The organism is Acrocarpospora macrocephala (assembly GCF_009687865.1).
In the GTDB taxonomy this organism is placed as follows: Bacteria; Actinomycetota; Actinomycetes; order Streptosporangiales; family Streptosporangiaceae; genus Acrocarpospora; species Acrocarpospora macrocephala.
In genome coordinates this window covers 1-13296 of record NZ_BLAE01000101.1, presented here as the reverse complement: position 1 = coordinate 13296, position 13296 = coordinate 1, and the positions used below count along the sequence as shown (strand labels likewise).

The 13296-nt window shown below is 70.9% G+C and carries 11 protein-coding genes; 6 read left to right on the top strand and 5 right to left on the bottom strand.

Features of this window, described 5'->3' with window-relative positions; all coding sequences use genetic code 11:
• Window positions 1–245 precede the first annotated feature (245 nt).
• Both Amac_RS49920 and Amac_RS49915 read right to left on the bottom strand, forming a co-directional pair.
• Window positions 246–1547 (bottom strand): sensor histidine kinase, encoded by a 1302-nt coding sequence (locus Amac_RS49920; RefSeq protein ID WP_373869952.1) that lies wholly within the window; start codon window positions 1545–1547, stop codon window positions 246–248.
• Window positions 1548–1594: 47 nt separating this feature from the next.
• Window positions 1595–2248 carry a response regulator transcription factor gene (locus tag Amac_RS49915; RefSeq protein ID WP_155361457.1) on the bottom strand — a complete coding sequence of 218 codons (654 nt, stop codon included), beginning with the start codon at window positions 2246–2248 and terminating at the stop codon, window positions 1595–1597.
• A gap of 199 nt (window positions 2249–2447) precedes the next feature.
• On the opposite strand from Amac_RS49915, the gene Amac_RS54245 reads away from it, so the two are divergent.
• Window positions 2448–2612 carry a hypothetical protein gene (locus Amac_RS54245; protein ID WP_170322029.1) on the top strand — a complete coding sequence of 55 codons (165 nt, stop codon included), beginning with the start codon at window positions 2448–2450 and terminating at the stop codon, window positions 2610–2612.
• A 30-nt stretch (window positions 2613–2642) separates the two neighbouring features.
• Here Amac_RS54245 and Amac_RS49910 read toward each other — a convergent pair whose 3' ends face one another.
• Window positions 2643–3449, bottom strand: coding sequence for an inositol monophosphatase family protein (locus Amac_RS49910; protein ID WP_155361456.1), 807 nt, complete (start codon window positions 3447–3449; stop codon window positions 2643–2645).
• Window positions 3450–3458: 9 nt separating this feature from the next.
• Window positions 3459–5432, bottom strand: coding sequence for an alpha/beta hydrolase family protein (locus Amac_RS49905; RefSeq protein ID WP_155361455.1), 1974 nt, complete (start codon window positions 5430–5432; stop codon window positions 3459–3461).
• A 71-nt stretch (window positions 5433–5503) separates the two neighbouring features.
• Here Amac_RS49905 and Amac_RS49900 point away from each other — a divergent pair, with 71 nt between their 5' ends.
• Complete coding sequence (locus Amac_RS49900; RefSeq protein WP_155361454.1) at window positions 5504–6478, top strand: ferrochelatase; 975 nt, start codon at window positions 5504–5506, stop codon at window positions 6476–6478.
• Here the strand turns inward: Amac_RS49900 and Amac_RS49895 are convergent.
• On the bottom strand, window positions 6435–7589 hold the full coding sequence (locus Amac_RS49895) for a lytic transglycosylase domain-containing protein (protein ID WP_155361453.1): 1155 nt from the start codon (window positions 7587–7589) through the stop codon (window positions 6435–6437). The two genes, Amac_RS49900 and Amac_RS49895, sit on opposite strands and share 44 nt — an antisense overlap.
• A 189-nt stretch (window positions 7590–7778) precedes the next feature.
• On the opposite strand from Amac_RS49895, the gene Amac_RS49890 reads away from it, so the two are divergent.
• The 4 genes from Amac_RS49890 to sepH all read left to right on the top strand — a co-directional run.
• Window positions 7779–8978, top strand: a complete 1200-nt coding sequence (locus Amac_RS49890) for an MFS transporter (protein WP_155361452.1) — start codon at window positions 7779–7781, stop codon at window positions 8976–8978.
• Window positions 8979–8993: 15 nt separating this feature from the next.
• Window positions 8994–10268: a D-arabinono-1,4-lactone oxidase gene (locus Amac_RS49885; RefSeq protein WP_155361451.1), complete on the top strand. Its 1275-nt coding sequence runs from the start codon at window positions 8994–8996 to the stop codon at window positions 10266–10268.
• Window positions 10269–10383: 115 nt separating this feature from the next.
• Window positions 10384–11511, top strand: a complete 1128-nt coding sequence (locus Amac_RS49880) for a S8 family peptidase (protein WP_155361450.1) — start codon at window positions 10384–10386, stop codon at window positions 11509–11511.
• 161 nt (window positions 11512–11672) lie between these two features.
• A partial coding sequence (gene sepH / locus Amac_RS57630) for a septation protein SepH (protein WP_176611963.1) occupies window positions 11673–13296 on the top strand: 1624 nt, incomplete at its 3' end.

Here is a 13296-nt window from a genome sequence, read left to right as displayed (position 1 = left end):
ATCTGTCTGCGCGTCGTCGCGCGATCTAACGCTCGGAAGGCCAATCTTGTGCCCGCATCTTCCGGGAGATTTTGCAATCGGTACCCCGGAAGGGCGGACACTGAACCTTCCGACACGCGGGACGCCATTCCCGGCAAGGCTCCAGTTAGCCAAATATGGCGAAACCACAGCATTGGCGGGATGACCCACCGCGTTCGACGGCACATCCAACCACATGTACGGGGCTGATGTGCAGCAGGGTCGTATCAGCGCGCCGACGGAGTCGTCACGGGCGGTCCACCCGCGAGTCGCACCGTCACCACGAGCCCGCCCCCGTCCCGGGGGACGGCGGTCACCGTGCCCCCATGCGCGCGGACGATGGCCCGCACGATGGACAGACCCAGCCCCGCGCCCTTGGCGGACTCGACCCGATCGGCGCTCAACCGCCGGAAGGGTTCGAAGAGGCTGTCCACCTCGTACGCGGGCACATGCGGTCCCGTGTTCGCGACCTGAACAACGGCACCCCCCTCGACAATTCCCGAACGCACCCAGACCTTTCCCTCGCCCCCGTTGTATTTGATGCCGTTCTCCACGAGATTGGCCACGCAGCGCTCCAGCAGCACCGGATCGCCCATCGTGGAGGCCGGATGCAGATCATGGTCGACTTGCACGTCTTGCTGGAGGGCCTGCGGGAGGAGCTGCTCGATGGCCGTCTTGGCCACCTCCTGGACGTCCACCGGCTTGCGCACCGACAGCTCACGCTCGCTGCGGGCCAGCAGCAGCAGGCCCTCGATCAGCCGCTCGTTGCGGGCGTTGGTGCCCAGCAGGGTACGGCCGAGCACGCGCAGGTCGTCGGAAGCCTCCGGGTCGGACAGCGCCACCTCCAGCACGGTCCTGTTGATCGCCAGCGGGGTGCGCAGCTCGTGCGAGGCGTTGTCCACGAACCGGCGCTGGGCGTCGAAGGCGGTGTTCAGCCGGACCAGCATGGCGTCGAAGGTGTCGGCCAGCTCCTTCAGCTCGTCGTCGGGACCGTGCAGGTCGATGCGCTCGTGGGCGAGCGAGCTGCCGGACAGCTTCCTGGCGGTGGCGGTCATCTGCATGATCGGTTTCAGCGCCCGGTCGGCGACCACGTAGCCGAGCATGATGGCCAGGATGCCGATGCCGAGCAGCGCCAGCAGCCCCCGGGTGATCAGCCCGCTCAGCACGGTCGTGGTCACGTTGGCGTTGCGTACCGTGATCTCCTGCCGCCAGTAGTCCATCAGCCACCCCGGGGTGCCTTCCGGCACGCTCACTTCCACGCGGAGCGCGCTGTCCAGCACCGGGCGCACCAGGATGTACATCACGATCAGCAGCAGCGCCCCGGCCACGAAGAACAGCGTGCTGTAGGTGATCGTGAGCCGCCAGCGGATGCTCATCCGGTCCGACAGCGACTTGAGGCGGTTGGCCAGCGGGGGCAGCGGGCCAGGGTGATGCGCGCCGGGCGGGGGCGGGCCGTCCCAGGCGGGCGGGCCGCTCGGCGGCGGCGGAACCTGGCTGCGGTAGGGCCCCGTCCCCACCGGCGACATCATCCGTGGCCCCCGCTGGGGTGCGGTGTCAGCCAGGTCGCGCGGTTCGCTCACAGCTTGTATCCCACCCCTGGCACGGTCTCGATGACCTGAGGCTCACCGAGCTTCTTGCGCAGCGTCATCATGGTCACCCGGACCACGTTGGTGAACGGGTCGATGTGCTCGTCCCAGGCCTTGTCCAGCAGGTCCTCCTGGCTGACCACGGCGCCCTCGGCGCGCAGCAGCTCCTCCAGGACGGCGAACTCCTTCTTGGTCAGGGCGATCTCGGCGCCGTCCCTGGTGACCAGGCGTTTACCGGGGTCGAGCCGTACTCCTGAACGTTCGAGGACCGGGGGCAGCGCGGGCGCCGAGCGGCGGCCGAGCGCGCGGACCCGGGCGATCAGCTCCAGGAACGCGAACGGCTTGGCCAGGTAGTCGTCAGCGCCCAGGTCCAGGCCCTCGACCCGGTCGTCCACGTCACCGGCGGCGGTGAGCATGATGATCCTGGTCGCGGTCCGGTCGGCGACCAGCCGCCTGGCCACCTCGTCCCCGTGCACCTTGGGCAGGTCCCGGTCCAGCACCACGACGTCGTAATCGATGTAGGAGGTCTTCTCCAGCGCCTCCGCGCCGTCGTAGGCCACGTCCACCGCCATCGCCTCGCGGCGCAGGCCGGTCGCGATCGCGTCGGCGAGCACCCGCTCGTCCTCCACCACCAGTACTCGCATGGACATCCTCCTTGTGACCCGCGCTGACGCCTCATTCTCCCGCTTCGGCCGGTAAGCCCACGGTAAGCGGGCGAGCACCGCACAAAATCTCCTGGTTTAGTGTTACCCGGACTGTGGGTAAAGGAGGCACACACACCCCTCTGTCCGATGCCGGGGAAGGCACGTCCTCCCCAGGTGGACCGCTGAGAAAGAAGGTGAGATGGGCGAGTTCACGACTACGATCGAAACCCGGCTCGACCAGGCCTACAAGGGACTTCAGGAGGCCAGGAACAGCGGCGACGATTTTCTCGCCGACACCCTCACCGCCGAGATCGAAGATCTCCGGAGGCTGGCCGACGACCACGGCATCCCGCTTCCGCGCTGACCGGCGCTAAGTTCGCCCCGCCCCCATCGGCTATGCGCCGGTGGGGGCGTCGCGTTCCGGATCCAGTGCCGCCAGCAGGTCGTGCAGCTCCTCGAACAGCCCCGGCGCCGCGCAGATCGTCAGCTCCGGGTTGTACGGTTTGCCGTGCAACCCCCCGATCCTGGCCCCCGCCTCGGCCGCGACGAGCCCGCCCGCGGCGTGGTCCCAGTACTGGGTGCCGCGCTCGTAATACCCGTCCACCCGGCCGGACGCCACCGAGCAGAGGTCGACCGCGCACGAGCCGCCGCGCCGGATGTCCCGCACCCGGGGCAGCACCTGCGCGAGCACCTCGGCCTGGACCACCCGCCGGGACGCCGCGTAGCCGAAGCCGGTGGCGATCAGCGCCCGGTCCAGCGGCACGCCGGTGTTGCAGTGCAGCCGCTCCCCCGCCAGCCAGGCGCCGCCGCCCTTGACCGCGGTGTAGAGCTCGCCCATCGGGACGGCGTTCACGACGCCCGCGACGATCTCCCCGTCGACCTCGACGCCGATGCTGATCGCCCAGGCGGGCAGGCCGTACAGGAAATTGACGGTGCCGTCGATGGGGTCGACGACCCAGCGGACGCGGCCCTGGCCGGGGACGTCGCCGCCTTCCTCGCCGAGGATGGCGTCGCCGGGGCGGACCGCTTTGATCCTGGCCCGGATCAGGTCCTCGGTCTCCCGGTCGAGGGCGGTGACGACGTCGGTGGGGCTGGACTTGGTGTCGATCACCTCCGGGCGGGCCGGGCGTTTGGCCAGGAGCAGTTCTCCGGCTTCGACGGCGATGTCCTTGGCGAGGGCGAGCAGATCGTCCGGGAGCATGCCCTCAGGCTATCTAGTCGGCCACTGTTCGCCGAGGTCGATCAGGCCGGAGATGGCCGGGGGCTCGAACGCGGGTTCCACGTGGCGGTAGAGGAAGGTGAGGACCGTGTCGTACCAGGCGATGGCATTTCCGGGTTTGAGGATCCAGTGGCCCTCGTCGGGGAAGTAGAGGAACTGGGATTCGACCTCGGATCGGCGCAGGTCCCACCAGAGGCTCAGCGCCTCGCCGATCGGCACCCGGTAGTCCTTGTCGCCGTGGATCACCAGCATCGGTGTGGTGATCTTGTCGAGCGTCTGGTGCGGGGAGAGCCGCTGGTAGATGGGGCCGCCGGGCTCGCCCCACTCGCGCTGCCAGAACATCGCGGCGTCGGTGGTCCCGGCGAACTGCCCCAGGTTCCACAGGGAGGCGTGGGTGACGATCGCCTTGAACCGGTCGGTGTGCCCGGCCACCCAGTTGGCCATGTAGCCGCCGAACGAGCCGCCCATCGCGGCGGTCCGCTGGTCGTCGATCTCCGGCAGCTTGAGCGCGGCGTCGGTGATCGCCATCAGGTCGCCGAAGGTGGCCGGGCCCCAGTCGCCCCAGCCCCGGTCGAGCATCGCCTGGCCGTACCCGCTGGACAGGCAGGGGTCGGGGAGCAGCATGGCGTAGCCGTGCGCGGCCATGATCCACGGGTTCCACCGCCAGGACCAGTCGTTCCAGCTGCTCACCGGGCCGCCGTGGATCCACAGCAGGAACGGCGCGGGGTTCTCGGCGCTGGCGCCCTCGGGGAGGACCAGCCAGCCGCGGATCTCGGTGCCGTCCTCGGCCATGGCGCTGACCTCGGTGAGGGTGCCGGGGAGTTCCATCGCGGGGGTCGGGGTGGGCAGGTATTCGAGCGTGCCGTCCGGGGCGATCCTGACCGGCGCGGGGGCGGCGTCGATCGCGCCGCGCAGCGCGTAGAGGCTGCCGTCGGGGGCGGGGTTGAGCTCGGCGTAGGCGCCGTTGTCCGGGGTCAGCCTGATCGGGTCGCCGCCGTCGAGGGGGATCCGGAAGATCGGGCGGCGGCCCTGGTGGTCGGCGGCCACGTAGAGGCAGTCGGAGCCCCAGGCGAGGGCCGCCGGGAAGAGCTCACCCCCGAGAGCCCGCCCTTCGCCGGTGGTCAGGTCGATCACCCACAGTTCGAGGGCGAGGGAGCGCTCGATCGTGCCGTGCCGCTCCCGGACGCAGGCGACCTGGCGTCCGTCGGGTGAGATCCGGACCGGGCTGGTGAAGTCATGCCCCTCGGAGGTGGCCAGCACCCGCCGCTCGCCGCCGGTGATGGCGACCAGTTCGGACCGCGAGGTCCCCGCGCCGGTGGGGATCCGCCAGGTGGTGATGACGGTGGAGCCGTCGGGTGTGACGTCGAAGGAGGCCTGGTCGAGGGCGCGGCCGGGGTCGGGGGTGAGGTCGGTGCCGTCCAGGGTGAACAGGCGGGGCTGGGCGGGGCCGAGGTCGTGGTCCCAGTAGCGGATCGGGTAGTCGTCGTAGAGGACCGCGCTGACGCCGGCGTCCTTGCGCGCCTTCCTGCGGTCGGCCTCGGTGGCGGAGTCCCCGGGGAGCACCTGGGCCGCGTACACGATCGTGCCGCCCCCCGCCCGTACGGCGCCGATCCCGCCGGGGCGGGTGGCCAGGCGGCGGGGCTCGCCGCGCTCGGGCAGCAACCACAGCGCGGCGGCCTCGGAGTCGGCGTCCTTCTCGGTGGGGTCCGGGCGGCGGGAGACGAACAGCAGCTCGCCGTCGGGGGTGAACTCCGCGCCCGCCTCCCCCTTCGCCGACCGGGTCAACCGGTACGGCTCCGCGTCCGGATCAAGCGGTATCTCCCAGAGCGCCGTCCCATACGCCTTCTCGTCAGGGTCGAGGGACTGCACCACGGCGACCAGCCGGGTCGCGTCGGGAGACAGCCGCAGGGCGGTCACCCGCGGAACCGCCACGTATTCGCGCACATTCTGGAAGATCGAGGTCATCGTCCGAACCTACCTCCGCCCGGGCACATACCGAGAGGAGAACCGGCGGGATCCCGGCCTACCCTGGGGACATGGGGAATTATGACGCGCTCGTCGTGGTGTCGTTCGGCGGTCCCGAGCGGCCGGAGGACGTGTTGCCGTTCCTGGAGAACGTCGTGCGCGGGCGGGGAGTGCCACGCGAACGGCTGCTGGAGGTGGAGGCGCACTACCAGGGCTTCGGCGGGGTCAGCCCGATCAACCAGCAGTGCCGGGATCTGGTCGCGGCGCTGGAGAAGGTCGTGGACGTGCCGGTGTACTGGGGGAACCGGAACTGGCATCCGTACCTGGCGGACACGCTGCGGCAGATGGCGGCGGACGGGGTGCGGCACGCGGCCGCGTTCGCGACGGCGGCGACCAGCTCATATTCGAGCTGCCGGCAGTACATCGAGGACATCGCGCGGGCGACGGCCGAGGTGCCGGACGCGCCACGGCTGGTGAAGCTGCGGCATTTCTACGATCATCCCGGGTTCATCGCGGCCATGGCCGATCACACGTGGGGGGCGCTGGCCGAGGTGGGGGCGGACGCGCGGCTGGTGTTCACCGCGCACAGCATCCCGCTGTCGATGGCCGCCGCGGCCGGGCCGCGGGGCGGGGCCTACGAGGCCGAGTTGCGGGCCGCGTCGGCGCTGGTCGCGAAGGCGGTCGGGGCGGACGACTTCGACCTGGTGTGGCAGAGCCGCAGCGGGCCGCCGCAGGTGCCCTGGCTGGAGCCGGACGTCTGCGACCACCTGGAGCAGCTGCGCCGCGAGGGGACCGAGGCGGTCGTGCTGGTGCCGATCGGGTTCGTCTCCGACCACATGGAGGTCAAGTACGACCTGGACACCGAGGCGGCGGCCAAGGCCGAGGAGCTGGGCATGCTGCTGGCCCGGGCGGGCACGGCGGGCACCCACCCCAGATTCGTCTCGATGATCAAGGAGCTGATGGCCGAGCCGGAGCCGGTCCCGTGTCCGGCCACCTGCTGCGTCATTGGTTCGGGTAGGCCAGCGCGTACGCCTGCGACAGGTTGAGCACCTTGTCGACGTAGGACCACGAATGGTTGTAGTGCCAGACGGCCTTCCTGAGCTGCTCGCCGCCTTGTCCTGCCTTGTTAGCACATAGGTAGTTGGCGGCCGACGGCACCGCGTCGTAGGCGCTCCAGATGTCGGAGACGCCGTCGCCGTCGCCGTCCACGCCGTACGCCTTCCAGGTCGCGGGCATGAACTGCATCGGGCCGAGCGCACCCGCCGAGGACGGGCCGTTGTTCTGGCCGTGGCCGCTCTCGACCTGGCCGATCGCGGCCAGCACGGTCCAAGACAGGCCGGGGCAGACCCCGGCGCCGCGCTGGTAGAGCTCCAGGTAGCTGTCGGGGCGGCCGACCAGGACCTGACGGGCCGCCACCGCCGTCTGCCGGGGCGCGGGTTCGGCGCCGACCGCGACCACCTGGGCGTCGCCGCCGAGCAGGTCGCGGACGCGCTGCTGGTTGACGTGCTGGCCGTGGACCAGGACGACCACGCCGGAGGCGAAACCGAGCTCGGCGCCCAGCTCCTTGCCGATCAGGCCGTCCACGCCGGGGAAGCCGAGCGCGGCCGAGGCGGCGACGCGGAGCCGGGGGCCGCCGTCGAGCTGGTATTCCGCGCCCAGGACCATGCCGAGCCGTTTCATCACGCCGGTGTCGGCCACGATCTCGCCCCGGGCCAGCGCGCTCCACACGGCCGGATGGTCGGCCACCACCTTGGGGGTCCAGGAGCGGAACTGGGCGGGGTCCACGGCCAGCAGGCGCAGCCCGGTGCCGGCCACCCGGACGGTTCCGCCGTCCACGACCGCGACCTTCTGCACGTTCTTGACCTTGGCCAGGTCGTGCAGGACCTTCGCCGGGACCTGGGCGGCGGCGACGGCGAGCAGCCTCGGCGGGGTCACCTGGACGCCGGGGCCGCCGACGACGGGCGGGGCCGACGGCAGCGTGCGGTCGGGGACCAGCGCCTGCCGGGGGGAGCCCACCGCCGTCTCGCTTTCCGTGCCGCTTTCCGTGTCGCCACGGACGAGCAGGATCACACTGCCCGCGGAGACGGTCACCGTGATCAGAACGGCGAGACCGGCCACGAGCCCGCGAAGCGGCGTGAGCCAGGGAAGATCGGACACCCGGTTCACGCTAGTAGCTTAACGGCGGAAAACTCACTTGCCTTCCGGCGTGCCTGTGCGCCATGGTCGGTAAGGGTCTAATGGGGAAGATATAGCTGTCCGCGTGCCACCCCCATGGCCGCAGCCGATCCCGGTCGGCGTGCCCGGACGCAGTACATCGTGCCCAGGGCGCGCGAGAGGGGTTCTGTCATGGTCGGGCCGTACCGTGGGCTGTTCAGCACGCGTGGAGCGAAATCGTTTGTGCTGGCGGGGTTCGTGGGGAGGATCCCGATCTCGATGCTCGGCATCGGCATCACCCTGCTCGTGCACTCCATCACCGGTTCGTACGCGACCGCGGGGGCCGTCGCCGCCATCGTGTCGCTCGCCTTCGCCGTCGCCGCGCCCCTTTCTGGCCGGTTAGTGGACCGGTTCGGCCAGGCCAGGATCCTCGTGCCGTTCGTCCTCGTGCACGGCGTCGCGCTGTCCGGGATGATGCTGCTCGCGCACGCGCACGCCCCTATCTGGACATTATTCGCGTCGGGCGCGATCGCCGGGGCGTCGGCCACCTCGCTCGGCTCGATGGTCCGGGCCCGCTGGTCGCACCTGCTCTCGGACTCGGGCAAGCTGCACGCGGCGTTCTCGTTCGAGTCGGTCGCCGATGAGGTGATCTTCGTGACCGGCCCGGCGTTCACCGCCGTGCTGGCCACCAGCGTCAACGTGTACGCCGGGCTGATCGTGGTGGTCGTCCTGACCGTGGGCGGCACGCTGGCGTTCGCGCTGCTCAAGGGCACCGAGCCGCCGGTCGTCCGGCATCGGGAGAACAAGGGCTCACCGATCGCCATCCCCGGCGTGGCGCTGCTGTCCGCGGTGATGCTGGCGATGGGCGCGGTCTTCGGCTGCGTGGACATCGTCACCATCGCCTTCGCCGAGGAGCAGGGCAACAAGGGCGCGGCCGGGTTCCTGCTCGCCGCCATCTCCGGCGGCAGCATGGTCTCCGGGCTCTGGTACGGCGCGCGCAGCTGGAAGATCGACCTGCGCAGCCGCCTGGTGCGGGGGCTGATCGTGTTCGTGGCCGGGTTCACGCCGGTGCTGCTCATGGGCGGCCTGCCGGCGATGGCGGTCGCGCTGTTCTTCGCGGGGCTGGCCATCTCGCCGACACTGATCACCACGTTCTCGCTGGTCGAGCGGCTGGTTCCGGCGGCGCAGCTGACCGAGGGCATGGCCTGGCTGTCGACCTCGATCGGGTTCGGGGTGGCCGTCGGGGCGTGGGCGGGCGGGCATCTCACCGATAGTTACGGGGCGTCCAACGCGTACGGGTTCGCGTACGCGTGCGCCCTGCTGGCGATGCTGGTGGGGGTTGCCGGTTCGTCCTGGTTGCGGACACCGGTGGCTTCGGAGACCAGGTCATGAGTACCGTTCATCTTCATGCGGTTCGTTAACTGGGCGGGGAATCAGGCGGTCGTCCCCGCCGAGGTCCGGACTCCGGCGTCGGCGGGGGAGGTGGCGCAAGCCGTACGGGATGGGGCGAAAGCCGGGCGGCAGGTACGCATGGCCGGAACCGGGCACTCGTTCACCGGCGTGGCGCTGACCGGCGGGCTGCTGCTGCGGCCGAACGCGCTGACCGGCATCCTGGCCTACGGCAACGACTGGGTGCGAGTGGCCGCGGGCACGCCGCTGCACGTGCTCAACCAGGAGCTGGACCGGCGCGGTCTGGCGCTGGCCAACATGGGCGACGTCACCGCGCAGACCGTGGCGGGCGCGATCCAGACCGGCACCCACGGCACCGGGCGCGAGATCGGCGGGCTGGCCGATCAGGTGATCGAGCTGGAGCTGGTGCTCGCCGACGGGACGATCACCTCCGTCCGGGACGGCGACCTGTTCGACGCGGCCCGGGTCGGGCTCGGCGCGCTGGGCGTGCTGACGTCGGTGACCTTCCGGGTGGAGCCGGCGTTCCTGCTGCGCAGCCGGCGTGAGCCGATGTCCTTCCGGGCCATCCTCGCCGACCTCGACGCGCTCACCGGCGAGAACGAGCACCTCGACTTCTTCTGGCTGCCGCACACCGACACCTGCCTGGTCAAGCGGAACAACCGGAGCCCGGGACCGGCCGCGCCGCCGAACCCGGTCCGGCACTGGGTGGACAACGTGTTCCTGGAGAACACGCTGTTCGGGCTGGCCTGCGCGGCCGGGGCCCGGTTTCCCGGGGCGATCCCGTGGATCAACGGGGTGTCGGCGCGGCTGCTCAGCCCGTCGGAGTCGGTGGACACCTCGTACAAGATCTTCACCAGCGTGCGGGAGGTGCGCTTCCTGGAGATGGAGTACGCGATCCCGCGCGAGCATCTCGGCCAGGCCCTGCGCGAGACCCGCGACCTGGTCGAGCGCACGGGGTGGCGGATCTCGTTCCCGATCGAGGTCCGGGTGACGCCGCCGTCGGGGGCGTGGCTGTCCACCGCGTACGGGCGGGACTCGGCCTACATCGCCTGCCATGTCTACCGGGCGACCCCGAATCCGGAGTATTTCGCCGCGGTGGAGGAGATCATGACGCGGCTGGGCGGGCGGCCGCACTGGGGCAAGCTGCACACCCGGGACGCGGACTATCTGGCCACGGTCTACCCGAGGTTCGCCGATTTCGCGAAACTGCGGGACGAACTCGATCCGGAGCGGATCTTCGGCAACACGTACTTGGCGGGTGTGCTGCCCTAAACCCAGGGCTGGGTAAAGAGTGCGGCGCGGTGGCGTGTCCCGCGCCGCCGGTGTTCCGTGCGGGCGGCACATTGCGGGGGCGGGCCGTCCGGCCCCCTAGCCGAGGAGCACGAGCATGAGACGGTTCGGCCTCTACCCGACGGCCGCCGTGGCGACGGCGCTGGCCACCACGGCCGCCCTCGCGACCGCGACCCCGGGTGGCGTCGCGGCGCTGCGGCGAGCGGTCGACGACGGGCTCCGGCCGTACATCGTGACCACCCGCGACGTGCGGGACGCGTGGGAGCTCGGGGCGCGGCTGCGCGTCACCCGCTACTACGCCGCGGTCCTGCCCGGGTTCGTGGCCTGGCTCAGCCCCGACCAGGTGGTCCAGCTGTCGGCCAGCCGCCGGGTGACCGGCATCGAACCCGACCGCCTGGTCGAGGCCCAGGACGTGAGCTGGGGGCTCGACCGGCTCAACCAGCGGGAACTCCCGCTGGACGGGCGGTTCGGGGCGCACGGCAGCGGGCGCGGCGTGACCGTCTACGTGCTCGACACCGGCATCGATCCGACGCACCGCGAGTTCGGCGGGCGGGCCGCCGCCGCCTTCGACGCCACCGGCGGGGACGGCTACGACTGCAGCGGCCACGGCACCCACGTGGCCGGGATCGTCGGCGGGGCGCGGGTGGGGGTGGCCCCGGCGGCCAGGATCGAGGCGGTCCGGGTGCTCGGCTGCGACGGCACCGGCACGGTCTCCGACGTGATCGCCGGGCTCGACTGGGTGCGGACCAACGCCGAAGGCCCGTCGATCGCCAACCTCTCGCTGGGCAGCCCCCGATCCCGGGCCTTGGACACCGCCACCACCGCTCTGGTGAAATCCGGCGTGCTGGTGGTCGCGGCGGCGGGCAACGCGGGCGCCGACGCGTGCGAGTCCTCGCCCGCCTCCGCGTACGGCGTCTTCGGCGTGGCCGCCTCGGACGAAAGCGACCAACGCGCGCCTTTCTCCAATTACGGACGCTGCGTCGACCTGTACGCCCCCGGCGTCGACATCGTCTCCACCTGGCCCGACAACACCCTGCGCCGCCTCAGCGGCACCTCGATGGCCTCCCCTTACGTGGCCGGAGTGGCCGCGCTGAAGCTGGGCGCCAACCAGTCGGAGACCCCCACTTCTCTGTTCACTTGGCTCAAGTCCACCGCGACGGGCGGCGTCATTGTGAAGAATCAGGGAAGGACCCCTAATCGCTTGCTGAACACCGCCAGCCTGTAGAAAGGTAAACGCGGCAAATGTGACCGGCGTCACATCGACTCCCCCACCCCTGGGGAAGGCGATGTTCGGACATGCCGGGTACGGTGCTGGAAGGCAACCGGCTCACGCGAGACACTCAAGGGTCCGGGGGAAGATTTCAGCTCGACGACGAAGGGACTCGCATGCAGGAGCTCCGTCTCGTCGCGGTGAGTGAGGACGGCACCTACCTCGTTCTGGCCACGGCCGGAAGGGGCACCCGGTTCACGCTGCCCGTCGACGATCGGCTCCGCGCTGCGGTTCGCGGCAACTTCTCCCGTCTCGGCCAGTACGAGATCGAAGTGGAGAGCCCGTTGCGTCCCAAGGAGATCCAGGCGCGCATCCGCGCCGGCGAGACCGCGGAAGAGATCGCGGCCACCGCCGGCATACCGGTCGAACGTGTGCGCTGGTTCGAGGGCCCCGTGCTCCAGGAGCGCGAGTACGTTGCCCAGCAGGCGCAGCGCGTCGCCGTCCGGCTCCCCGGCGAGAACACCCCGCGCCCGACGCTCGGCGAGCTCGTCGCCGAACGCCTCACCCGCCGGGGCGTGCCCGCCGACGAGATCGACTGGGATTCCTGCAAGCGCGACGACAACCTGTGGCGGATCAAGCTGGGCTTCGTGTGGAACGGTCACACCCGGCACGCGGAGTGGCTCTTCGACCCGCGACGGCGGCACATCACGCCCTACGACGACGAGGCCATGCGCCTGTCCGCCGCCGAATACGTCGACCCCCCGCAGGAGGAGGCGACGGTCCGCCCCTTCGTGCCCCGCCTGGCGAGCAAGCTGGCACCCGTTCCATCCTTCGAACCACGCTTCGAGCCCGAGCCGGTCGCCCCCTACGCGGAGCCCGGCGGCTTCACCGACCCCACCTACCCGGAAACCGCCTACCTCCAGCCACCCCCCCAGCGCCCCGCCTACACCGACCCAACCCCCCTGCCCACACCACAGCCGGTGTCCGCACCACAGCCGGTGCCCGCGCCGGTACGGCCTGCGGCCTTCCACCCGGAGCCAATCCGCCAGGAACCACCGGCTCACCCCACACCGATCTCCACCCGCACCAACCCCACCGCCGAAGAGCCAAGCGCCCCTTCCGCCGCCTCTTCGCACCTTGAGCGGGTCCCGGAGACCGACCCCAATCCCAACACCGCAGCCCCCACCAATTCAGAGCCACAAACCCCAGCCGGCCCATCCACCACACCAGCCGGTCCCATCACCACGCCCGCGGGTCCAGTCACCACGCCCACGGGTCCAATCAACGCGCCCACTAGTTCAAACACCACGCCAGCCGGTTCAATCGCCACCCCTCCCCCAAGCCCGGCCACCGAACCCGCCCTCGTCGTGGACCCCGGCCCTCCCGCCGAGAAGACCGCAGCTGCCATATCCCCCACCGCAGCCCTGCCAACGACCTCGACCGATGCAGCCGCCACTGCAGCCACCGAGCCCGCCACCAAGCCTGCCGCCAGCCCAACGGCTGCCGCCAGCCCAACCCCTCAGACCACCGCCACCCCGGCCCCTCAGGCGGCCACCAACCCTGCCGCAGAGCCCGTCACTCAGGCGGTCGCCGCCGCAGAGCCCGACATCAAGGCTGTCGCCAACCCTGCGGAGCCCGTCACTCCGCCTGCCTCCGAATCCACCACGCAGGCAGTCGCCGAACCCACCCCGGAACCCGCCGCCCAGACTGCCGCCGCCCTCGCCGCCGAAACCACCCCAGAACCCGCCGCCGAGCCGGTAAGCATCGAATCGACGCCGGAACCCGAGCCCAGCGTCGCGG

Coding starts and splice junctions, on each gene's coding strand:
- Amac_RS49920 (WP_373869952.1), bottom strand. CDS start 1,547: ATGATGTCGCCGGTGGGGACGGGGCCCTACCGCAGCCAGGTTCCGCCG.
- Amac_RS49915 (WP_155361457.1), bottom strand. CDS start 2,248: ATGCGAGTACTGGTGGTGGAGGACGAGCGGGTGCTCGCCGACGCGATC.
- Amac_RS54245 (WP_170322029.1), top strand. CDS start 2,448: ATGGGCGAGTTCACGACTACGATCGAAACCCGGCTCGACCAGGCCTAC.
- Amac_RS49910 (WP_155361456.1), bottom strand. CDS start 3,449: ATGCTCCCGGACGATCTGCTCGCCCTCGCCAAGGACATCGCCGTCGAA.
- Amac_RS49905 (WP_155361455.1), bottom strand. CDS start 5,432: ATGACCTCGATCTTCCAGAATGTGCGCGAATACGTGGCGGTTCCGCGG.
- Amac_RS49900 (WP_155361454.1), top strand. CDS start 5,504: ATGGGGAATTATGACGCGCTCGTCGTGGTGTCGTTCGGCGGTCCCGAG.
- Amac_RS49890 (WP_155361452.1), top strand. CDS start 7,779: ATGGTCGGGCCGTACCGTGGGCTGTTCAGCACGCGTGGAGCGAAATCG.
- Amac_RS49885 (WP_155361451.1), top strand. CDS start 8,994: ATGCGGTTCGTTAACTGGGCGGGGAATCAGGCGGTCGTCCCCGCCGAG.
- Amac_RS49880 (WP_155361450.1), top strand. CDS start 10,384: ATGAGACGGTTCGGCCTCTACCCGACGGCCGCCGTGGCGACGGCGCTG.